Here is a 20,673-nt window from a genome sequence, read left to right as displayed (position 1 = left end):
CGGCGCCTCCCTCAGTTCGTGACGGCCTGGCGGGCCCGCAGATCCTTGCGCAGGATCTTGCCGGAGCTCGACTTCGGGATGGCCTCCACGAACTCGACGCGACGCACCTTCTTGTACGGGGCGACGCGTTCCGCGACGAACGCCATCACGTCCTCGGCGGTCAGGTCGGCGCCGGGAGCAGGGACCACGAACGCCTTCGGAACCTCCTGTCCGGCCTCGTCGGAGACGCCGATCACCGCGGCATCCGCGATCTTCGGATGGCTCAGCAGCAGCGCCTCCAGCTCGGCCGGCGGCACCTGGTAGCCGTGGTACTTGATGAGCTCCTTGACGCGGTCCACGACCGTGTACCAGCCGCCCTCGTTGCACACGGCCACGTCGCCGGTATGCAGGTAGCCGTCCGCGTCGATCGTGTCCGCGGTGGCATCCGGCCGGTTCAGATAGCCCATCATCACCTGCGGCCCCTTGATCCACAGCTCGCCGGGCTGCGTCTGGCCGTCCTCGCCGAACGCGGTGATCTCCTCGCCGGTGGTGGGGTCCACGAGCTTGCACAGCGTGTTCGGCAGCGGCACTCCCACCGAGCTGACCGGGATGTCGTCGCGGGTGTGCGGCATCGCGTGCGTCACCGGGCTGGTCTCGGTCAGGCCGTACCCCTGCATGAAGCGGGCGTGGATGCGGCGGCCGGCGGCCTCGGCGGTGTCGCCGTCCAGCGGCGCGGCGCCGGAGAAGACGGTGTGCACCGTGGAGATGTCGTACTCGTCGACGACCGGGTGCTTGGCCAGGGCGACCGCGATCGGCGGGGCTATGTACAGATACGTGCAGCTGTACTCCTGGATGTTCTTCAGGAACTCGACGAGGTCGAAGCGGGGCATCGTGACAAGGCTCGCCCGCTGCCGCAGCGCGAGGTTCAGCAGCACCGTCATCCCGTAGATGTGGAAGAAGGGCAGGACCGCGAGCACCCGGTCGGAGGAGCGCAGGTCGATGTTGACGCGCGACTGCTCGACGTTCGCGACGAGATTGCGGTGGCTGAGCATGACGCCCTTGGGGATGCCGGTGGTGCCCGACGAGTACGGGAGGGCGGCCACGTGCTCGGCGGGGTCGATGTGCACCGCCGGTGGGGTGAGCTGCTCGCCGAGCAGGCTCCGCAGGTCCGGGTGGCCGTCGGCGCCGTCGAGCACGATGAGGTGGTCGTCGGCGATGCCGCACGCGGCGGCCGCCTGCGCCGCCTGGGGCAGCAGCGGGCTCACCGTCACGAGCCAGGTGGCGCCGGCATCCTCGATCTGCTTCTGGATCTCACCCGCGGTGGACAGGGAGTTGAACGTCGTCACCGCGGCGCCCAGGCGCAGCGCGCCGTGGAACACCGTGGCGAAGGCCGGCACGTTCGGGCACAGCAGGCCCACCACGGTGTCCGCGCCCACGCCGCGCGCGGCGAGCGCCCCCGCGAAAGCGTCGATCTGCGCCTTCAACGCGCCGTACGTCGTCTCGGCGCCGGTCGCGGAGTCGATCAGCGCGACGCGGGCGGCATCCTCGGCCGACAGATCGCCGAACAGGTAGTCGTAGACGCTGAGCGCGGGGATCTCGACGTCGGGGAACGGGCTGTGGAACACGAGGCTTCTCCCTTGATTCATCGTGCACCGGTGCGGGGCCGGCCGCCGGCGGCATCGCCGGTTCGTGCCCCATCATGCCACTCGGACCCGGTTCCACCAGCGGTGGGACCGGGTCCGAGGGCGATGCGGTCAGACGCGTGCGGCGCGCGCGGCATCCAGGCGCGAGGCGGCGAGGTTCTCGGCGGCGTCCAGCGGCGTGCTGCCGGAGGCGGCGGCCTCGTCGAACACGCGGCGCAGCGTGTCGCCGATGGCGCCGACCCGCTGCATGATCTCGTCGCGGCTGCCGTGGCGCTTCGCCTCGAGGTCGAGGTAGATCACGCCGCCCGCGTTCACGACGAAGTCCGGCGCGTACAGGATGCCGCGGGCGGCCAGGCGCGCGGCGCCGGACCGGTCGGCGAGCGGATTGTTGGCGGGACCGCAGACGGCCTTCACGGCGAGCGCGTCGATCGTCTCGTCGTCCAGCACGCCGCCGATGCCGGCGGGGACGAACACGTCGCCGGGGACGTGCTGCTCGGTGCCGGGGGTGACCCATGTGGCGCCCAGGCCCGCGGCGACGTCCTTCTTGGCCGGGTTCACGTCGGTGACGGTGAGGATCGCGCCCTCGGCGGACAGGCGCTGCGCGAGGCGGCCGCCGACCTGGCCGAGGCCGGAGATAGTGATCCGGCGGCCGACGACATCCGCGTTGCCGGTGACGCGCTCGAGCGTCGCCCGCAGCGATTCGTAGACGCCCAGGCTCGTGGGGCCGGCGGGCTCGCCGGAGCCGCCGACGGTGTCGGGAAGGCCCACCACGTGCGCGGTGCGCTCGCTGACGGTCAGCATGTCCTGCGTTGTCGAGCCGACATCCTCGGCCGTGCGGTACAGGCCGCCCAGGGACTCGACGGCGTCGCCGAGGTCGAGGAACGCGGCGCGGCGGCGGTCCGCGTCGAGGATCTCGCCGGGCGCGAGGCGGATGACGGACTTGCCGCCGCCCGCATCCAGGCCCGCGGCCGCGTTCTTCAGGGTCATCGCGGCGGACAGGCGCAGCGCGTCGCCGAGCGCGTCGCTCCAGTGCGGGTACGTCCACAGGCGGGCGCCGCCGAGGGCGGAGCCGAGCGCCGAGGAGTGCAGGGCGACGGTGAGGAACAGGCCGCTGCGGGGGCCCGTGATCACCTCCACGCGTTCGTGCGTGAAATCGGGCAGGGGCAGGGTGTGCGACATCGCGTCCTCTTTCGGCGGGCCTTGTGGGCAGTGCGGGCGGTGCCGCCGCTTCGCGGCATCCACGGTCTATTCTGCCTGGTCCTGCTGAGCGGCGACGATTCGGTGGTGCGGTGTTCACCTCGCAGGACTATCGTCGCCGCGGGCGCCCGGACGCGGCGTGTCGGGCCCGCGGCGGCAGAATCTCCTGCGATGTGGACACCGGCCCGGCGTTTCGGCGGCTCCTCCCCAGGCGCGGGCACGCGGGCCGTCGTGCACAGATCCCGCCCAGGCGCACCACGCGGCCGGCGCGGCGGCGACGATCGAGGGATGCTGCAGCCCGCGAACCACCGCCCGACGCGTCCGGAGATCCCGGCCGCGTTCGTGCGGCAGCGCCGCCGGGACGGGATGGCGCTGCCGCAGCACTGGCCGACCCGGTCGCGCGGCGAGCTGGTGCGGACCGGGTGGACGCCCCGTCGCATCACGCGCGCTGTGGCAACCGGGACGCTGATCCGCGCCCGTGACGGCGTCTACCTGACGCCCGACGCACCGGACGACGTCGTGGACGCGTGCCGCGTGGGTGGCGCGCTGACGTGCGTGTCCGAGCTCGCCCGCTGGGGCGTGTTCGTGCTGGACGCCGCGCACCTGCACGTGGCGGTGCCGCGTACAAGCAGCCGCCTGCGGACGGTGGGCAGGGACATCCGCGTGCACTGGGTGGGTGCGGGGGCGGACGGCTGGGCGAACGCCGGCATCGTCGAGGCGCTCGTCCGGGCCGTGCTCTGCCAGCCCGTCCGCGCCGCGATAGCGACCCTCGACTCGGCGCTGCACCTCGGGCTCGTCACCGCCGCGCAGCTCGACGAGGTCTTCGCTGCGCTGCCGCGCCGGCTGCGCACGATCCGGACGCACCTGGATGCCGCGGCCGAATCCGGTGCGGAGAGCATCATGCGCATCATCCTGCGCCGGCTCGGCTGTCGCGTGCAGAGCCAGGTGCAGATCCCGGGCGTGGGCCGGGTGGACTTCCTCGTCGACGGCTGGCTCATCGTGGAGTGCGACAGCGAGGCGCACCACGCGGGCTGGGCGCAGCAGAAGCGGGACCGCCGTCGCGACCAGGCCGCCGCGGCACGCGGCCTGGTGACGTACCGGCCTATCGCGGAGGACATCTTCTGGAACGCCGACGCCGTGGTGGGCGCCGTCGCCGGCCTGCTGGCCATGCACGCCGCGCGGTGACCGCGTTCACGTCGCAGGAGGATCCGCCCGGCAGCCGCCACTGCACGGCGTGTCGGGCGCGGCGGACCGGGACATCCTGCGTCCTGGACCTGCCGGGCGGCTCTAGGCTGGCGGCATGGCAGACCCGCGTTCGCAGACCGAGGTGCCCGAGACCGTCCTTCCCCCGCGCAGCCGCCTCGTGCAGGAGGCGCTGGATCGGGCCGGGATCGCGGGCTCGATCATCGCCCTGCCGGACTCCGCGGCCACCGCGCCGCTGGCGGCCGCGGCGCTGGATGTCGAGGTCGGCGCGATAGCCAACAGCCTCGTCTTCTGGTCCGACGGCGCGCCCCTGCTCGTGATGACGAGCGGCGCGCACCGCGTCGACACGAAGGCGCTCGCGCAGCGGCTCGGCCGCCACGAGATCCGCCGGGCCACCCCCGACCAGGTGCGGGACGCCACCGGACAGGCGATCGGCGGAGTCGCCCCCGCCGGCCACCCGCAGCCGGTGACGACGATCGTGGACCGCGCGCTCGCGCAGCATCCGCAGATCTGGGCCGCCGGCGGCACGCCGCACACGGTGTTCCCGGTGACGTTCGCGGAGCTCGTCCACCTCACCCGCGGCACCGTCGAGAAGGTCGACTGACCTACCGTCCGGAGATCCGCCGCGACAGCTCGGCGGCCGCGGCCGCGACCACGGGGGCGAGGGATGCCGCGTCCCGGTGCGCATCCGCGGGCCACGTCATCGCTATCGCGGCGGCCGGCCACCCGGCGTGATCGGTCACCGCGACGCCCACCGAGCGCATGCCCAGCGTGACCTCGCCGTCCTCGGTCGCGTAGCCGGCGGCGCGGACCTCGCGCAGCAGCTCCCGCAGCTGCCCGGGCCGGACCGGCCCGCGCCCGGTGCGGTCCGCGAACGCCGCGGCATCCGGGTACAGCGCGCGCACCTGCTCGCGGGGAAGCGCCGCCAGCATCGCCCGGCCGCTCGCGGTCAGGTGCGCGGGCAGCCGGACGCCCACATCCGTGACCAGGGCCGGTCGCCGCGGCGCCCGCTCCTCCACGATGTACAGCACATCCCGGCCGGTCATCACGGCCAGGTGCGCGTTTTCGCCGATCCGGTCCACGAGCGCCCCCACGAGCGGCCGGCCCAGACGCGCGAGCGGCTCCTGGCGCGCGTATCCGCCGGCGAGCTCGAACGCGGCGGTGCCCAGGCCCCACCGGCGCTCGCGCTCCAGGTGCACGGCGAACCCGTGGTCGGCGAGCGTCCGCAGCAGGAAGTACACGGTGGAGCGGGGCAGGCCCAGCTGGTCCGCTATCGTGCGGGCGGCGACCGGACCCCGCTGCCGGGCCAGGTAGCCGAGGAGCCGCAGCGTCTGATCGGCCGCCGGCACCTGCGGCCGCTTCCTGTCTGCCATCACAGACACAGGATGGCACGGCCCGGTGGTTCCGCGCAGCGCGACGGTGTGGAATCGGGTCATGACCATCCCCGAATCCGTCGTCGTCGGTGCGGCGCCGCTGACTCCCGCCGAGGTCGTGGCCGTCGCCCGCCACGGCGCACAGGTGCGGCTGGATGTCGACGTCCGCACCCGCGTCGCCGCGTCGCGGGCCCTCGTCGAGCAGCTGGCCTCCGACCCCGTCCCGCACTACGGCATCTCGACCGGCTTCGGAGCGCTCGCCACGACGTTCATCGCGCCGGACCGGCGGCGCCAGCTGCAGGAGAGCCTGATCCGCTCGCACGCCGCGGGCACCGGCACCGAAGTCGAGACCGAGGTCGTGCGCGCCCTGCAGGTGCTGCGGCTGCAGACCCTGGCCACCGGGCGCACCGGGGTGCGGCCGGTCGTCGTCGAGACGTACGCGGGGCTCCTGAACGCGGGGATAGTGCCGGTCGTCCGCGAATACGGCTCGCTCGGCTGCTCCGGCGACCTCGCCCCGCTCGCGCACATAGCGCTCGCCGCGATGGGCGAGGGCGACGTCCGGGTGGACGGGGAACGACAGGATGCCGCCGACGCCCTTCGCGCGGCATCCCTCACCCCGCTCGTCCTGGCCGAGAAGGAGGGCCTCGCGCTCATCAACGGCACCGACGGCATGCTCGGGATGCTGCTGCTGGCGCTCACCGACCTCGACGTGCTCCTGGACACCGCCGACGCCGCCGCGGCCCTGTCGATCGAGAGCCAGCTGGGCACGGATGCCGTATTCGCCGCCGACCTGATGGCGCTGCGCCCGCAGGTCGGGCAGGCCGCGAGCGCCGCGAACCTGCGGGCGCTGCTGAACACGTCGCCGATGGTGGCCAGCCACAAGGGACCCGAGGACGGGCGCGTGCAGGACGGGTACTCGCTGCGCTGCGCGCCGCAGGTGCACGGCGCGGCGCGCGACACCGCCGCGCACGCGCGGACCATCGCCGAGCGCGAGCTGCAGGCGGCCGTCGACAACCCCGTGATCACGCCCGACGGCCGGGTCGAGTCCAACGGCAACTTCCACGGCGCCCCGGTGGGATACGTGCTGGACTTCCTCGCTATCGCCGTCGCCGACCTCGCCTCCATCTCCGAGCGCCGCACCGACCGGGCCCTGGATGTCGCGCGCAACCACGGCCTGCCGCCGTTCCTCGCCGACGAGGCGGGCGTGGACTCCGGCCTGATGATCGCCCAGTACGCGGCCGCGGGGATCGTCTCCGAGCTCAAGCGCCTGGCCGTGCCGGCATCCGTGGACTCGATCCCGTCCTCCGCTATGCAGGAGGACCACGTGTCGATGGGATGGGCGGCGGCGCGCAAGCTCCGCCGCGCCATCGACGGCCTGGCCCGCGTCCTGGCCGTCGAGGTCATCACCGGCACGCGCGCCCTCGACCTGCGCGCCCCGCTGCAGCCGGGGCCCGGCACCGCGGCCATGCGCGACCTCGTCCGCGCGCACGGGGTCGCCGGCCCCGGGCACGACCGGTTCGTGAGCCCCGACATCGAGACCGTCACGGATCTCGTCCGCAGCGGCGCGGTCCGTGACGCCGCCTACGAAGGAAGCAGAAGATGAGCGAAGCACGCACCGTCCGCGCGCCGCGCGGGAACCAGCGCACCGCGAAGAGCTGGGGCGCCGAAGCCGCCAAGCGGATGCTGATGAACAACCTCGACCCCGAGGTCGCCGAGCACCCCGAGGACCTCGTGGTCTACGGCGGCACCGGGCGCGCCGCCCGCAGCTGGGAGGCGTACGACGCGATAGTGCGGACCCTCGACGAGCTCGAGCCCGACGAGACGCTGCTCGTGCAGTCCGGCAAGCCGGTGGGCGTGTTCCGCACCCACGAATGGGCGCCGCGCGTGCTGATCGCCAACTCCAACCTCGTCGGCGACTGGGCGACGTGGCCCGAGTTCCGCCGTCTGGAGGCGCTCGGGCTCACGATGTACGGGCAGATGACGGCGGGCTCCTGGATCTACATCGGCACGCAGGGGATCCTGCAGGGCACGTACGAGACGTTCGCCGCCGTCGCCCGCTCGCTGGGCCGCGACTCGCTCGCGGGCACCCTGACGCTCACCGCCGGCGCGGGCGGCATGGGCGGCGCGCAGCCGCTCGCGGTCACCCTGAACGAGGGCGCGGTGCTCATCGTCGACGTCGACGAGTCGCGCCTGGCCCGCCGTGTCGAGCGCGGGTACCTCGACGAGTACACGAGGGACCTGGATGCCGCGCTGCGGCGGGTGCTCGCCGCGAAGGACGCCGGCCAGGCGCTGTCCGTGGGCGTCGTCGGCAACGCCGCCGAGGTCTACCCGGACCTGCTGCGCCGCGGCATCCCGATCGACATCGTCACCGACCAGACCAGCGCGCACGACCCGCTGGCCTACCTGCCGGCGGATGTCGCTTTCGCGGACTGGAAGGCCGAGGCATCCCGCGACCCGGAGGGGTTCACCGCGCGGTCGCGCGCCTCGATGGCCGTGCACGTGGGCGCCATGGTCGGATTCAAGGATGCCGGGGCCGCCGTGTTCGACTACGGCAACTCGATCCGCGCCGAGGCGCAGCTGGGCGGCTGCGAGCGCGCATTCGCGTTCCCCGGCTTCGTGCCGGCGTACATCCGTCCGCAGTTCGAGGAGGGCCGCGGCCCGTTCCGGTGGGCGGCACTGTCCGGCGACCCGGAGGACATCTACAAGACCGACCGCGCCATCGCCGCGCTGTTCCCGCAGGACGCGGCCCTGCACCGGTGGCTGGAGAAGGCCGGCGAGAAGGTGCACTTCGAGGGACTGCCGGCGCGGATCTGCTGGCTCGGCTATAAGGAACGGCACCTGGCGGGGCTGAAGTTCAACGAGATGGTGACCTCCGGCGAGTTGTCCGCCCCGATAGTGATAGGCCGCGACCACCTCGACGCCGGCTCGGTCGCCTCGCCGTACCGGGAGACCGAGGCCATGAAGGACGGCTCGGATGCCATCGCCGACTGGCCGCTGCTGAACGCGCTGCTGAACACGGCATCCGGCGCCAGCTGGGTGTCGCTGCACCACGGCGGCGGCGTCGGCATCGGCCGCTCGATCCACGCCGGCCAGGTCACCGTCGCCGACGGGTCGGAGCTGGCGGCCCGCAAGCTCGAGCGCGTGCTCACGAACGACCCCGGCACCGGCGTGATGCGGCACGTGGACGCCGGGTACGAGCATGCGAAGGACGTAGCCCGCGAGCGGGGCCTGAAGATCCCGATGCTGTCGGGGCTCTGACATGACGGTCGCCGGACGCCTCGCCGAGATCGCCGATCTCGGTCGCGACGCCGGGCGCGGCGGATACTCGCGCCACCTCTTCGACGCGTCCGACGCGCCGTTGCGCGCCTGGTTCCGGCGCAGCGCGCAGGCCCTCGACCTGACGGTTGAGGAGGACGGCGACGCGAACCTCTGGGCCTGGTGGGGCCCGCCCGGGCCCGCCGCCGTCGCCACCGGCAGCCACCTGGACTCCGTCCCCGGCGGCGGCGCCCACGACGGGCCGCTGGGGATCGCTGCCGCGTTCGAGGCCGTCGCACAGCTGCAGGCCGCCGGCGTCGTGCCCGCCCGTCCGGTCGCGGTGTGCGCGTTCGCGGAGGAGGAGGGCTCCCGGTTCGGGATGCCGTGCCTGGGCACGCGGCTGCTGACCGGCGCCGTGGACGCGGCATCCGTCCTGGAGCGCACGGACGCCGCCGGGGTGACACTCGCACAGGCGTGGGCCGGGTCCGGCCGCGACACCGCCCGGGTGGGTCCGGACCCCGAGCGGATCGGCCGCCTGGCGGCGTTCATCGAGCTGCACGTCGAACAGGGCCGCGACCTCGAGGACCGCGGCATCCCCGTGTGCGTCGCGTCCGCGATCATCCCGCACGGCCGCTGGCGCCTGACGATCACGGGGGAGGGCAACCACGCCGGCACCACGGCGATGGACCGGCGGGACGACCCCGTCGTCGCGCTCGCCGGCGCCGTGCTGGCGGCCCGGGATGTCGCCCGCGCCGGCGGATCCCGTGCCACGATCGGGAAGGTGCAGGTGACCCCGAACGGGACGAACGTCATAGCGTCGCGCGTGGACGCGTGGCTCGACGCACGCGCCGACACCGAGGACCGGGTGCGCGCGCAGGTCGAGGTGACGCTGGAGCGGATCCGCGACGCCGCGCGGGCCGAGCGGTGCACGCTCGCCGTTCACGAGGAGTCGTTCAGCCCGCGGGTCGACTTCGACGCCGCCCTCACCGAGCGGATAGCGGCCGCGCTGCAGCCGGAGTTCGGCGCCGTGCCCGCTATCCCCACCGGCGCCGGCCACGACGCCGGGATCCTTGCGGCCGTGGTGCCCACCGCGATGATCTTCGTGCGCAACCCCACCGGCGTCTCGCACGCCCCCGCCGAGGGCGCGCGCGACGAGGACTGCGAGGCGGGCGCACGGGCGCTGGCGGCGGCGCTGCGCGACCTGGCGGGACGCGCATGACGACCGTCGCCGCCGCGCACTGCCGCGCCGCGCTCGTGGACGGCGTGTTCGCCGACGACGTCCGCGTGACAGTGCGCGACGGGGCGATAGCGGACCTCACCGTCGGGGTGCCCGCGCAGCCCGGCGACACCCGGCTGGGCCTTGTCGCGCCCGGGTTCGTGAACGCGCACTCGCACGCGTTCCACCGGCTGCTGCGCGGGCGCACGCACGACGCCGGCGGGGACTTCTGGATGTGGCGCGAGCAGATGTACCGGGCGGCCGCCGCCCTCACCCCGGATGCGTACCGCGACCTCGCCGAGCGCGTGTTTACCGAGATGCGGGATGCCGGCTACACGACCGTGGGGGAGTTCCACTACATGCACCACCGGCCGGACGGCACGCCGTACCCCGGCCATGCGATGGAGCTCGCGCTCGCCGACGCCGCCGTGGCCGCGGGCATCCGGCTCGTCCTGCTGGACGCCTGCTACCTGCGCGGCGGCGTCGGGCTCGCGCTGGCCGCGCGGCAGCGGCGGTTCGGCGACGCCGACGTGCACGCGTGGCTCGACCGGTGGCACGCGCTGCGCGACGCCGTCGCGGCCGATCCGCGCCGGCGCGGGCTCGTCACGGTGGGCGCGGCGGTCCACTCCGTGCGCGCGGTGACCCCCGCCGACCTCGCCGTCGTCGCGCGCGAGCTGCCCGCAGACGTGCCGCTGCACGTGCACCTGTCCGAGCAGGTCGCCGAGAACGAGGCGTGCCGTGACGCGTACGGGCTCACCCCCACCGGCCTGCTCGCCGAGAACGGCCTGCTCGGCCCGCGGCTGGCGGCCGTGCACGCCACGCACCTCACGGACGACGACGTGGCGCTCCTCGGCCGGGCCCGCGCGTGCATCGTGATGTGCCCCACCACCGAGGCGGACCTCGGCGACGGCATCGGCCCGGCGCCGGAGCTGCGCGACGCCGGCGCGACGCTGTCGATCGGCTCGGACCAGCACGCCGTGATCGACCCGTTCGAGGAGGTCGCCCGCCTCGAGCTCGACCAGCGGCTGCGCGCGCAGCGGCGCGGCGTCTTCACGCCGGCTCAGTTGTGGCACGCCGGCACCGCGGGCGGCGCCCGCGCCCTCGGCAGGCCGGGGGACCGGGATGCCGCGGGCCTGCGCGCGGGGGACCCGTTCGACGCCGTCGAGATCGACGCCGCGACCGCGCGCACCCGCGGCGCGGACCCGCTGCAGCTGCCGCTCGTGGCCCGCGCGGGCGACGTCACCGCGACGATAGTGGGCGGCGTGCTCACCCGGAAGGCACACGCATGACCGCCATTCTCGTCACGAACATCGGCGAACTCACCACGAACGTCGCATCCGGCGGCGACCCGTGCGGCACCCGCACCGACGCCGCCGTCCTCATCGACGGCGCACGGATAGCGTGGGTGGGTCCCGCGGCATCGGCGCCCGGCGCGTCCGGCGCCGCCGTCGTCGATGCCGGCGGTCGCGCGGTGATCCCGGGGTTCGTCGACAGTCATACGCACCTCGTGTTCGGCGGCGACCGCGCCGCCGAGTTCGCCGCCCGGATGGCGGGGCAGCCGTATGCCGCTGGTGGCATACGCACGACGGTGGCCGCGACGCGGGCGGCCGGCGACGAGGAGCTGCGGCAGCGCCTGGCCGGCTTCGTCACCGAGCTGCACGCGCAGGGCACCACGACCTTCGAGGTCAAGACCGGCTACGGGCTCACCGTGCACGACGAGGCGCGGCTGGCGCGGCTGGCCGCCGAGGTCACCGGGGAGGTGACGTTCCTCGGCGCCCACGTGGTCCCCGCGGAGTACGCGGAGCGCCGCGGCGACTACGTCGACCTCGTCTGCGGGCCGATGCTCGACGCGTGCGCCCCGCACGCCCGGTGGGTGGACGTGTTCTGCGAGACGGGCGCCTTCACGCCGGAGGAGTCGCGGCGGGTGCTGGAGGCCGGCATCCGGCGGGGCCTGGCCCCGCGCGTGCACGGCAACCAGCTCGGAGCGGGCGGCGGCGTCCGACTCGCGGTCGCACTGGGCGCGGCATCCGTCGACCACTGCACGTACCTCGCCGACGAGGACGTCGCGGCCCTCGCCGGCTCCGACACCGTGGCGACGCTGCTGCCCGGCGTCGAGTTCTCGACCCGGCAGCCGTACCCCGACGCGCGCCGGCTGATCGACGCGGGGGCCACCGTCGGGATCGCCAGCGACTGCAACCCGGGATCGAGCTTCACGAGCTCGATGCCGCTGATGATAGCGCTCGCGGTGCGCGAGATGCGGATGACGGTGCCCGAGGCGGTCTGGGCTGCCACCGCCGGCGGTGCCCGGGCGCTGCGCCGCGACGATGTCGGCGCGCTCGCGGCGGGCATGCGCGCCGACCTCGTCATCCTGGACGCGCCCAGCCGCACACACCTCGCCTACCGGCCCGGGGTGCCGCTGGTCGCCGCCGTCTACAAGGACGGCGTGCCGCTGCCGGTCTGACCGCCCGGGACGTGGAGGACGAACGCCGTCGGATCCGCATCGCCCGCGGCATCCGCGTCCCAGGTGAACACCGCCACCGCGCACGTCGGCATCCGCGCGATGCCACCCGCGGACAGCCGGGCCGCCAGCGCGCTCACGCCGGGATCGTGGGCGACCACCATGACCGTCTGCGCCCCCGTGCCCGCCGCCCGGTGCAGCAGCACGTCGGCGTCCGCGCCGTACAGCTCGGGCTCGAGGTCGACCGGCCGGCCGAGCGCGGCGGCGAACGCCTCCGCCGTGGTGCGCGCGCGCAGCGCGGTGCTCGCCAGGATCACGTCGGGCTTCAGGCCGGTCATGGCGAGACGCCTCGCCATCCGGGGCGCGTCCCGCCGGCCGCGGGCGTTCAACGGCCGGTCGTGATCCGGGACCGGACCGCCCCAGTCGGATTTCGCGTGGCGCACGAGTGCGAGGACCCTCATGGCGCCATCATCGCAGCACGAGATTCGCGATGGCATAGATCGCGACGCCGGCGAGCGCCCCGACGACCGTGCCGTTCAGCCGGATGTACTGCAGGTCGCGACCGACCATCAGTTCGATCTTCTCGGTCGTCTCGGCGGCGTCCCACCGCTCGACGGTGTCCGTGATGATCGACGCGATGTCATGCCGGTACCGATCCACGGTGACCACCGCGGCATCCGTCACCCAGCCGTCCACGCGCCGCTGCAGCGTCGGCTCGGTGCGCAGCCGCTCGCCGACCTCGGCGACCGCGGCCGCCGCCCGCCGGCGCAGTCCGCTGCCCGGGTCGGCCAGCGCCGCCAGCAGGCCGGTTTTCGCCCCCTCCCACGCGCGGGCGGCCAGCTCGCGCACGCGCGGCGAGTCGAACAGCGACGTCTTCGCGTCCTCGACCCGGTCGATCATCGCGGGGTCGTGCTGCAGGCGCTCCGCGAGCCGCGTGAGGTAGCCGTCGACGGCGCCGCGCGCGGGATGTCCCGGGTCGGCCTGCACCGCCTCGACGAACGCGATGGCCTCCCGGTACACGGTCTCGTCGACGAACCGGTGCGCCACCCGCGGCACCCACGGCGGCAGCCGCCGGGAGACGAGGCCCTCGAACGCGACGCGATTGGCGCGCAGCCACGCCGCCAGGCTGTCGACGGCGAGGTCCACGGCGCCGCGGTGGGCGCCGGCATCCAGGACGTGCTCCAGCCAGGCGCCCGCGGGCGGCCCCCACGGCGGGGTGAGCAGGTGCTCGCGGGTGAGGGTCTCCAGCACGTCCTGCACGTCGGCGTCGGACAGCGCCCGCAGCACGCCCGAGGCCAGCGTCGCGGCCTCGGCCGTGACCCGCTCGGCGGCCGCGGGGCGGGTGAGCCAGCCGCCCAGGCGCGCGGCCAGCGGGGTGGATTCCAGCTTCGTGCGCACCGCCGGGCCGGACAGGAAGTTCGTCTCGACGAACTCGCCGAGCGTGCGGCCTATCTCGTCCTTGCGGGTCGGGATGATCGCCGTGTGCGGGATCGGCAGACCCAGCGGGCGGCGGAACAGCGCGGTCACCGCGAACCAGTCCGCCAGCGCGCCCACCATGCCGCCCTCGGTCGCCGCACGGACGTACCCCAGCCACGGCATCCGCTCCTGCAGCACGAACGCCACCACGAACAGCGCCGCCAGCGCCAGCAGGGCGCCCAGGGCGATCGTCTTCATCGTCCGCAGGCCCCGCCGCCGCTCCTGATCGGCGGGGCTCAGCAGGGCCGTCGGAGTGCGCGCCATCTGGCCATCCTCGCACCCGCAGGGCCCGGGACGGGTACCCTTGCGGCGTGATCGACGACATCAAGAAGCGCGCGCTGCACCGCACCGCGATCCTGGAGGGGCAGCTGCGGGGACTGGCCAGGATGATCGAGAGCGAGGACTACTGCATGGACATCATCGGGCAGTCCCGTGCCATCCAGAAGGCGCTGGCGTCGCTGGACAAGCTGCTGCTGGAGAACCACCTGCGCACGCACGTGGCCGACATGTTCGAGCAGGGCGGCCAGGCCACCGAGCGGGCCGTCGCCGAGGTGCTCAAGGTGTACGACGTCGGGAACCGATGATCTCGACCGACCTCGCCCGCGAGCTGCGTGCCGCCGGTCTCGTGTGGCATCCCCGCTCCGGCGACCGGTTCCAGCTGGACGAGCCGGAGTTCGAGGCCGACGTGTTCACGGTCAGCGACATGACGATAGAGTCGCGGACCTATCCGACCGGCAGCATCCTCGCGTTCAACGGCACGACCGAGTGGGCGCTGGACTCGGTCGCGCAGGAGGATGCGCTGTGGCTGCCGAGCGAGGAGCAGCTGCGGGGCCTGCTGCGGGGTACGTTCCGGGCGCTGCGGCGCCTTCCCGATGCCTTCGCGGTGGATGTCGAGATCGGCGGACAGCCCGCGAGCTTCGAGCATCCCGAGCCGTCGGATGCCTACGCGCTCGCACTGCTGGCGCTGCTGCGCCGCGTCGCCCAGTGACCGAGCCCGGTCACGACCCCGCGCCGTCCTCGTGGGCGACGTTGTTGCTCGTGCTCTCGCGTTCCTCCAGCCCCACGGCCGCGCGCAGCTCGCGCGCATCCTTCGGGTACTGGTCCGCCATCAGGTCGCTCAGGGCATCCGCTATCGCGTTCAGCTTGTGCTGCACCGCCTGATCGGAGCGGGTCTGGCTGTTCTGCAGCAGCGCCACCATCAGGAACGTGATGATGGTCGTCGCCGTGTTGATGATCAGCTGCCAGGTGTCGATGCTCTTCAGCAAGAGGATCGACGGCGCCCACACCACCACCAGCAGCACGCAGAAGCAGAAGAACCAGGCGCGGCTGGCGACGTGCGAGGCGCCCTCCGCGAAATGGTCGAAGAAGCCCACGCGCGCTGAGACTTCACTGGGCAGAGTCGGTTTGTCGGCCATCGTCATCCTCACTGTCGTCCTCAGGACGTAATAGTATGCACCGGCTCGGTGTCCGGCAGCGGGCTCGGATCCCGGAACCGCAGATCGGGGAACCCGCGCACGAAAAGCACCGACACGGCGACCCCGGCCGCCGCGAACGCGACGGCGGTCCAGTAGGCGCCGCCCGGCCCGTACCCGTCGATGAGGAAGCCGGCGACGGCGGAACCGGCCGCGGCGCCGATCAGCTGGCCGGTGTTGACCCACCCGAACGCCTCGGCGGTGTCGCTGAACTTCACGCTCGCCGTCGTCATCGCCGAGATCACCGCGAACGCGGGGGCCACGCCGATCCCCGCCACTATCAGCGATCCGCCGATCCACCAGACATCCAGCGACACTGTGGTCACCGCCAGCCCGACGAAGACGATGGCCATCCGGCGCGCCATCGCCCAGCGGCCGATGCGGATGGTGCCGGAGACCAGGCCACCGCCCAGGCTTCCCAGCGAGAACACCGCGAGCACGAGGCCCGCCTCCACGCCGCCGTCGCTGAACGTCGCCACGACGCCGGCCTCGACCGCGGCGCACGCGCCGATCAGCAGGAGCCCGGTGACCGTGGCCAGCAGCACGGGCGGGCGGGCCAGGACTCTGCCGAGCCGGCGGCGGCTGCGCGGGATGCGCACCCGGCCGAGCTCGGGGGACAGGATGAACCACGTCCCGCCGCCCAGCAGGATCACCACGATGAGGGCGAGGCCCACGACGGTGCTGATCTGGGTGGACACGAAAGTGACGACCACCGGCGCCAGAATCCAGATGATCTCCTGCAGCGAGGCGTCCAGGGAGAACAGCGGCGTGAGCTGCCGCGAGTTGACCATCTTGGGGTAGATGGTGCGCACCGCCGCCTGCACGGGCGGCGTGGACAGGCCCGCGAGCAGGCCGAGGACCATGTACGCGCCCAGCGGCATCACGAGAAACGCCATGCACGCCAGAGCCGCCGCGCACACCAGCATCGTGAGGGTGAGCACCCGGCGCATGCCCCAGCTGCCCATCCAGCGGCTGGTAACCGGCCCGGCCGCGGCCTGGCCGATCGACGCGGCCGCCAGAACCAGCCCCGCCGCGGCGTACTGGCCGGTGATGTGCTCGACGTGCAGGAGGATCGCGAGGCTCGTCATGCCCGACGGGAACCGCGCCGTCAGCTGCGCGGCGATGATGCGCCCGACACCCGGCGTGCGCAGAAGATCCCGGTATCCCGCCACGGGTCAACGTTACCGACCGGGCGAGACACGCCGCGACACGCCGACAGCGGTTGTCCACAGCGGATCGGATGTCGGAACCCGCCCGTAGCGTCCCGGCTGTGGACAGTCGTGCCGACGAGGATCGCAAGCCGCAGGAAACCGCCGTTCGCGGAGGGCGCGACACGCCGCGCGGCTGTGGATGAAACGGTGGACAACCTGTGTTGTAGATGGGGAGGGCGGTGGAAAACTACACGGATGTAACTACTATCCCTTGTGGTGCTTCTCGATGTCGGTCCCCATATGTAGTATTGGAGCTCCGGCGGGGGGAATGCCGGGAAAGATCATGAATCGGATGAGGGGAGAGGTGGTCGGCATGGCGATCACGGTCTACACGAAGCCTTCTTGCGTTCAGTGCAACGCGACGTATCGCGCACTGGATTCGAAGGGCATCGCCTACGAAGTGCACGACCTCACCGAGGACCCCGCGGCCCTCGAGCAGGTCAAGGCGCTCGGCTACCTGCAGGCTCCCGTCGTGATCACCGACGAGGACCACTGGTCGGGCTTCCGTCCCGACAAGATCGACGAGCTCGCCGCCCGACTGGCCTGACATGCCCACCGCGGTCGCTGCGCCGCTTCTCGTCTACTTCTCCAGCATCTCGGGAAACACGGCGCGATTCGTCGAGAAGCTGGGCCTGCCGGCCCGGCGCATCCCGTTGCACACCGGGCCGCACAGCCCGGAGCCGCCGCTGCACGTGGACGAGCCGTTCGTCCTGGTGACCCCCACCTACGGGGGAGGCCAGGGGCGCGGCGAGGAGCGGGGAGCGGTCCCCAAGCAGGTCATCCGGTTCCTCAACGACGAGGACAACCGGAAGTGGATCCGCGGAGTCATCTCCGCAGGAAACACGAACTTCGGCGAGTCGTACTGCCTCGCCGGAGAGATCATCAGCCGCAAGTGCCACGTGCCGCACCTGTATCGGCTCGAAGTGTTCGGCACGCCCGAGGACGTCGCCCGCGTAGGGGACGGATTGGAACGATGGTGGAAGCTGCAGTGACTCAGACGGCATCCTTCAAGACCGACGCCCGGTTCGAGGGGATGGACTATCACGCCCTGAACGCGATGCTGAACCTGTACGGCGCGGACGGGAAGATCCAGTTCGACGCCGACCGGCGGGCCGCGCGGGAGTACTTCCTGCAGCACGTGAACCAGAACACGGTGTTCTTCCACTCGCTCCAGGAGCGCCTGGACTACCTCGTGGAGAAGGAGTACTACGAGGCCGACGTGCTGGCCAAGTACCCGTTCGCGTTCATCCAGGAGCTCAACGACCGCGCGTACGGGGCGAAGTTCCGCTTCGAGACGTTCCTGGGCGCTTTCAAGTACTACACGAGCTACACGCTGAAGACGTTCGACGGCAAGCGGTATCTTGAGCGCTTCGAGGACCGGGTGGTGATGACGGCGCTGGGCCTGGCCGACGGCGACCAGCAGCTCGCCCGCGAGATCGTCGACGAGGTCATCTCCGGCCGCTTCCAGCCGGCGACCCCGACGTTCCTGAACACGGGGAAGGCGCAGCGCGGCGAGCTCGTCAGCTGCTTCCTGCTGCGCATCGAGGACAACATGGAGTCGATCGCGCGCGGCATCAACTCGGCGCTGCAGCTGTCCAAGCGCGGCGGCGGCGTGGCGCTGCTGCTGAGCAACATCCGCGAGTCCGGCGCGCCGATCAAGCAGATCGAGAACCAGTCCAGCGGCATCATCCCGGTCATGAAGCTGCTCGAGGACAGCTTCAGCTACGCGAACCAGCTGGGGGCGCGGCAGGGCGCCGGCGCGGTGTACCTGAACGCGCACCACCCGGACATCATGCGGTTCCTGGACACCAAGCGGGAGAACGCGGACGAGAAGATCCGCATCAAGACGCTGTCCCTGGGCGTGGTCGTGCCCGACATCACGTTCGAGCTGGCCAAGACCGGCGAGGACATGTACCTCTTCAGCCCGTATGACGTCGAGCGCGTGTACGGCGTGCCGTTCGGCGACATCTCGGTGACCGAGAAGTACCGCGAGATGGTGGACGACCCGCGCATCAAGAAGACGAAGATCAACGCGCGCGAGTTCTTCCAGACGCTCGCCGAGATCCAGTTCGAGTCGGGCTACCCGTACATCATGTTCGAGGACACCGTGAACCGGGCCAACCCGATCAAGGGCCGGATCAACATGTCGAACCTCTGCAGCGAGATCCTGCAGGTGAACACGCCCACCACGTACCACGAGGACCTGTCGTACGACCAGATCGGCAAGGACATCTCCTGCAACCTCGGGTCGATGAACATCGCCCTGGCGATGGACGGCGGCGACCTCGGCCGCAGCGTGGAGACCGCGATCCGGGCGCTCACGGCCGTCAGCAACCAGAGCCACATCGCATCGGTGCGCTCGATCGAGGACGGCAATGACCGCTCGCACGCCATCGGCCTGGGCCAGATGAACCTGCACGGGTACCTGGCCCGCGAGCACATCCGGTACGGGTCGGAAGAGGGCCTGGACTTCACGAACATCTACTTCTACACGGTGCTGTACCACGCGCTGCGGGCGTCGAACCGACTCGCCATCGAGCGGGGTCAGGTATTCGACGGATTCGCCGACTCGACGTACGCGTCGGGGGAGTTCTTCGAGAAGTACATCCAGCAGGAGTGGGTGCCGCAGACCGGCCGGGTGGCCGAGCTTTTCGCCGGTCACAGCATCCCGACCCGGGAGGACTGGCTCGCGCTGAAGGCGTCCGTGCAGGAACACGGCATCTACAACCAGAACCTGCAGGCGGTGCCGCCGACCGGTTCGATCTCGTACATCAACAACTCCACGAGCTCGATCCACCCGATCGTGTCGAAGATCGAGATCCGGAAGGAGGGCAAGCTCGGTCGCGTCTACTACCCGGCGCCGTTCATGACGAACGAGAACCTGGAGTACTACGAGGACGCGTATGAGATAGGCCCCGAGAAGATCATCGACACGTACGCGGTGGCCACGCAGCACGTCGACCAGGGCCTGAGCCTGACGCTGTTCTTCAAGGACACCGCGACCACGCGGGATGTCAACAAGGCGCAGATCCACGCGTGGCGCAAGGGCATCAAGACGCTGTACTACATCCGTGTGCGCCAGATGGCGCTGGAGGGCACGGAAGTGGAGGGCTGCGTCAGCTGCATGCTCTGACCGTCGCATCCCACCCACCACGTGCAAGGAACCTGGAAATGACACCGCAATCGCTCAAGCTCCTGGACCGCGTCCAGGCCATCAACTGGAACCGCATCGAGGACGAGAAGGACCTCGAGGTGTGGCACCGCCTGACCGGCAACTTCTGGCTGCCCGAGAAGGTGCCGCTGTCCAACGACGTCCAGTCCTGGAACACCCTCACCCTCGACGAGCAGGTCCTGACGATGCGGGTGTTCACCGGCCTGACGCTGCTGGACACCATCCAGGGGACCGTCGGGGCCGTCTCGCTGATCCCCGACGCCGTGACGCCGCACGAGGAGGCGGTGTACACGAACATCGCGTTCATGGAGTCGGTGCATGCCAAGAGCTACTCGTCGATCTTCTCGACGCTGTGCTCGACGAAGGACATCGACGAGGCGTTCCGGTGGTCCACCGAGAACGTGAACCTGCAGCGCAAGGCGCAGATCATCCTCGAGTACTACCGGGGCGACGATCCGCTCAAGCGCAAGGTGGCCTCGACGCTGCTGGAGTCGTTCCTGTTCTACTCGGGCTTCTACCTGCCGATGCACTTCTCGTCGAAGGCGAAGCTCACGAACACCGCCGACATCATCCGCCTGATCATCCGTGACGAGGCCGTGCACGGGTACTACATCGGCTACAAGTTCCAGAAGGGGCTGGAGAAGGTCGACGAGCAGCGCCGGCAGGACCTGAAGGACTACACGTTCTCACTGCTGTACGAGCTGTACGACAACGAGGTGCAGTACACCCAGGACCTGTACGACGGCGTCGGGCTGACCGAGGACGTCAAGAAGTTCCTGCACTACAACGCGAACAAGGCGCTGATGAACCTCGGCTACGAGCCGATGTTCCCGGCGACCACGACCGACGTGAACCCCGCCATCCTGTCCGCCCTGTCGCCGAACGCCGACGAGAACCACGACTTCTTCAGCGGGTCGGGCTCGTCGTATGTGATGGGCAAGGCCGAGGCCACGGAGGACGACGACTGGGACTTCTGAGCATCCCGTCCCGACGGCCGGACCTGGAGTGTGAACTCCCG

Annotated in this window: 20 protein-coding genes; 13 read left to right on the top strand and 7 right to left on the bottom strand. The window is 71.8% G+C overall.

Going from position 1 to position 20,673, the window contains the following annotated elements; translation table 11 throughout:
• Positions 1 to 11 precede the first annotated feature (11 nt).
• Complete coding sequence (locus GH740_RS05580) at positions 12 to 1,604, bottom strand: AMP-binding protein (RefSeq protein ID WP_367640800.1); 1,593 nt, start codon at positions 1,602 to 1,604, stop codon at positions 12 to 14.
• Between the two features lie 129 nt (positions 1,605 to 1,733).
• Complete coding sequence (locus GH740_RS05575) at positions 1,734 to 2,801, bottom strand: Glu/Leu/Phe/Val dehydrogenase family protein (RefSeq protein ID WP_153745119.1); 1,068 nt, start codon at positions 2,799 to 2,801, stop codon at positions 1,734 to 1,736.
• Between the two features lie 306 nt (positions 2,802 to 3,107).
• Here GH740_RS05575 and GH740_RS05570 point away from each other — a divergent pair, with 306 nt between their 5' ends.
• Together GH740_RS05570 and GH740_RS05565 are read left to right on the top strand one after the other, a co-directional pair.
• Entirely contained in the window at positions 3,108 to 4,004 is an 897-nt protein-coding gene (locus GH740_RS05570) for a type IV toxin-antitoxin system AbiEi family antitoxin domain-containing protein (RefSeq protein WP_153745118.1), read from the top strand.
• A 115-nt stretch (positions 4,005 to 4,119) separates the two neighbouring features.
• Positions 4,120 to 4,626, top strand: a complete 507-nt coding sequence (locus GH740_RS05565; protein ID WP_153745117.1) for a YbaK/EbsC family protein — start codon at positions 4,120 to 4,122, stop codon at positions 4,624 to 4,626.
• Position 4,627: 1 nt separating this feature from the next.
• Here the strand turns inward: GH740_RS05565 and GH740_RS05560 are convergent, their stop codons facing one another.
• Complete coding sequence (locus tag GH740_RS05560) at positions 4,628 to 5,395, bottom strand: IclR family transcriptional regulator (RefSeq protein ID WP_253941268.1); 768 nt, start codon at positions 5,393 to 5,395, stop codon at positions 4,628 to 4,630.
• A gap of 61 nt (positions 5,396 to 5,456) precedes the next feature.
• Here GH740_RS05560 and hutH point away from each other — a divergent pair, with 61 nt between their 5' ends.
• The 5 genes from hutH to hutI are packed head-to-tail and all read left to right on the top strand — an operon-like array spanning position 5,457 to position 12,327.
• The gene (gene hutH, locus GH740_RS05555) at positions 5,457 to 6,998 is read left to right on the top strand and encodes a histidine ammonia-lyase (protein ID WP_153745116.1); all 1,542 of its coding nucleotides are present in this window, start codon (positions 5,457 to 5,459) and stop codon (positions 6,996 to 6,998) included.
• Complete coding sequence (gene hutU / locus GH740_RS05550) at positions 6,995 to 8,653, top strand: urocanate hydratase (protein ID WP_153745115.1); 1,659 nt, start codon at positions 6,995 to 6,997, stop codon at positions 8,651 to 8,653. Before hutH ends, hutU begins: the two co-directional genes overlap by 4 nt.
• Position 8,654: 1 nt before the next feature.
• Complete coding sequence (locus tag GH740_RS05545) at positions 8,655 to 9,869, top strand: allantoate amidohydrolase (protein ID WP_153745114.1); 1,215 nt, start codon at positions 8,655 to 8,657, stop codon at positions 9,867 to 9,869.
• Complete coding sequence (locus GH740_RS05540; RefSeq protein WP_153745113.1) at positions 9,866 to 11,155, top strand: formimidoylglutamate deiminase; 1,290 nt, start codon at positions 9,866 to 9,868, stop codon at positions 11,153 to 11,155. The genes GH740_RS05545 and GH740_RS05540 overlap by 4 nt, the downstream gene beginning before the upstream one ends.
• Positions 11,152 to 12,327: an imidazolonepropionase gene (hutI, locus tag GH740_RS05535; protein ID WP_153745112.1), complete on the top strand. Its 1,176-nt coding sequence runs from the start codon at positions 11,152 to 11,154 to the stop codon at positions 12,325 to 12,327. The genes GH740_RS05540 and hutI overlap by 4 nt, the downstream gene beginning before the upstream one ends.
• On the opposite strand, the gene GH740_RS05530 is transcribed toward hutI, so the two are convergent.
• Together GH740_RS05530 and GH740_RS05525 are read right to left on the bottom strand one after the other, a co-directional pair.
• Positions 12,297 to 12,785, bottom strand: coding sequence for a histidine phosphatase family protein (locus GH740_RS05530; RefSeq protein ID WP_153745111.1), 489 nt, complete (start codon positions 12,783 to 12,785; stop codon positions 12,297 to 12,299). The two genes, hutI and GH740_RS05530, sit on opposite strands and share 31 nt — an antisense overlap.
• Positions 12,786 to 12,792: 7 nt before the next feature.
• Positions 12,793 to 14,064 (bottom strand): DUF445 domain-containing protein, encoded by a 1,272-nt coding sequence (locus GH740_RS05525; protein WP_153745110.1) that lies wholly within the window; start codon positions 14,062 to 14,064, stop codon positions 12,793 to 12,795.
• A 47-nt stretch (positions 14,065 to 14,111) separates the two neighbouring features.
• On the opposite strand from GH740_RS05525, the gene GH740_RS05520 reads away from it, so the two are divergent.
• Together GH740_RS05520 and GH740_RS05515 are read left to right on the top strand one after the other, a co-directional pair.
• Complete coding sequence (locus GH740_RS05520; RefSeq protein WP_367640795.1) at positions 14,112 to 14,384, top strand: metal-sensitive transcriptional regulator; 273 nt, start codon at positions 14,112 to 14,114, stop codon at positions 14,382 to 14,384.
• On the top strand, positions 14,381 to 14,788 hold the full coding sequence (locus GH740_RS05515; protein ID WP_153745109.1) for a pilus assembly protein CpaE: 408 nt from the start codon (positions 14,381 to 14,383) through the stop codon (positions 14,786 to 14,788). The genes GH740_RS05520 and GH740_RS05515 overlap by 4 nt, the downstream gene beginning before the upstream one ends.
• 10 nt (positions 14,789 to 14,798) lie before the next feature.
• Here GH740_RS05515 and GH740_RS05510 read toward each other — a convergent pair whose 3' ends face one another.
• Positions 14,799 to 15,215 (bottom strand): low affinity iron permease family protein, encoded by a 417-nt coding sequence (locus GH740_RS05510; RefSeq protein WP_153745108.1) that lies wholly within the window; start codon positions 15,213 to 15,215, stop codon positions 14,799 to 14,801.
• 20 nt (positions 15,216 to 15,235) lie between these two features.
• On the bottom strand, positions 15,236 to 16,444 hold the full coding sequence (locus GH740_RS05505; protein ID WP_367640793.1) for an MFS transporter: 1,209 nt from the start codon (positions 16,442 to 16,444) through the stop codon (positions 15,236 to 15,238).
• Between the two features lie 352 nt (positions 16,445 to 16,796).
• On the opposite strand from GH740_RS05505, the gene nrdH reads away from it, so the two are divergent.
• From nrdH to nrdF, 4 genes are read left to right on the top strand one after another with little or no spacing between them, the layout of a single operon-like run.
• Positions 16,797 to 17,030: a glutaredoxin-like protein NrdH gene (gene nrdH, locus GH740_RS05500; protein WP_153745493.1), complete on the top strand. Its 234-nt coding sequence runs from the start codon at positions 16,797 to 16,799 to the stop codon at positions 17,028 to 17,030.
• 1 nt (position 17,031) lies between these two features.
• Positions 17,032 to 17,475, top strand: coding sequence for a class Ib ribonucleoside-diphosphate reductase assembly flavoprotein NrdI (gene nrdI, locus GH740_RS05495; RefSeq protein WP_153745107.1), 444 nt, complete (start codon positions 17,032 to 17,034; stop codon positions 17,473 to 17,475).
• Entirely contained in the window at positions 17,457 to 19,616 is a 2,160-nt protein-coding gene (gene nrdE, locus GH740_RS05490; protein WP_153745106.1) for a class 1b ribonucleoside-diphosphate reductase subunit alpha, read from the top strand. Before nrdI ends, nrdE begins: the two co-directional genes overlap by 19 nt.
• A gap of 38 nt (positions 19,617 to 19,654) precedes the next feature.
• Positions 19,655 to 20,632, top strand: a complete 978-nt coding sequence (nrdF, locus tag GH740_RS05485) for a class 1b ribonucleoside-diphosphate reductase subunit beta (protein WP_153745105.1) — start codon at positions 19,655 to 19,657, stop codon at positions 20,630 to 20,632.
• Positions 20,633 to 20,673 lie beyond the last annotated feature (41 nt).

Source organism: Microbacterium sp. SYP-A9085, assembly GCF_009649635.1.
In the GTDB taxonomy this organism is placed as follows: Bacteria; Actinomycetota; Actinomycetes; order Actinomycetales; family Microbacteriaceae; genus Microbacterium.
This window is presented reverse-complemented; position numbering and strand designations above follow the sequence as displayed.

Excerpts from the sequence above, each read along its gene's own strand:
- GH740_RS05575 (WP_153745119.1), bottom strand. The coding sequence starts at position 2,801 with ATGTCGCACACCCTGCCCCTGCCCGATTTCACGCACGAACGCGTGGAG.
- GH740_RS05570 (WP_153745118.1), top strand. The coding sequence starts at position 3,108 with ATGCTGCAGCCCGCGAACCACCGCCCGACGCGTCCGGAGATCCCGGCC.
- GH740_RS05565 (WP_153745117.1), top strand. The coding sequence starts at position 4,120 with ATGGCAGACCCGCGTTCGCAGACCGAGGTGCCCGAGACCGTCCTTCCC.
- GH740_RS05560 (WP_253941268.1), bottom strand. The coding sequence starts at position 5,395 with ATGGCAGACAGGAAGCGGCCGCAGGTGCCGGCGGCCGATCAGACGCTG.
- hutH (WP_153745116.1), top strand. The coding sequence starts at position 5,457 with ATGACCATCCCCGAATCCGTCGTCGTCGGTGCGGCGCCGCTGACTCCC.
- hutU (WP_153745115.1), top strand. The coding sequence starts at position 6,995 with ATGAGCGAAGCACGCACCGTCCGCGCGCCGCGCGGGAACCAGCGCACC.
- GH740_RS05545 (WP_153745114.1), top strand. The coding sequence starts at position 8,655 with ATGACGGTCGCCGGACGCCTCGCCGAGATCGCCGATCTCGGTCGCGAC.
- GH740_RS05540 (WP_153745113.1), top strand. The coding sequence starts at position 9,866 with ATGACGACCGTCGCCGCCGCGCACTGCCGCGCCGCGCTCGTGGACGGC.
- hutI (WP_153745112.1), top strand. The coding sequence starts at position 11,152 with ATGACCGCCATTCTCGTCACGAACATCGGCGAACTCACCACGAACGTC.
- GH740_RS05530 (WP_153745111.1), bottom strand. The coding sequence starts at position 12,785 with ATGAGGGTCCTCGCACTCGTGCGCCACGCGAAATCCGACTGGGGCGGT.
- GH740_RS05525 (WP_153745110.1), bottom strand. The coding sequence starts at position 14,064 with ATGGCGCGCACTCCGACGGCCCTGCTGAGCCCCGCCGATCAGGAGCGG.
- GH740_RS05515 (WP_153745109.1), top strand. The coding sequence starts at position 14,381 with ATGATCTCGACCGACCTCGCCCGCGAGCTGCGTGCCGCCGGTCTCGTG.
- GH740_RS05510 (WP_153745108.1), bottom strand. The coding sequence starts at position 15,215 with ATGGCCGACAAACCGACTCTGCCCAGTGAAGTCTCAGCGCGCGTGGGC.
- nrdH (WP_153745493.1), top strand. The coding sequence starts at position 16,797 with ATGGCGATCACGGTCTACACGAAGCCTTCTTGCGTTCAGTGCAACGCG.
- nrdI (WP_153745107.1), top strand. The coding sequence starts at position 17,032 with ATGCCCACCGCGGTCGCTGCGCCGCTTCTCGTCTACTTCTCCAGCATC.
- nrdE (WP_153745106.1), top strand. The coding sequence starts at position 17,457 with ATGGTGGAAGCTGCAGTGACTCAGACGGCATCCTTCAAGACCGACGCC.
- nrdF (WP_153745105.1), top strand. The coding sequence starts at position 19,655 with ATGACACCGCAATCGCTCAAGCTCCTGGACCGCGTCCAGGCCATCAAC.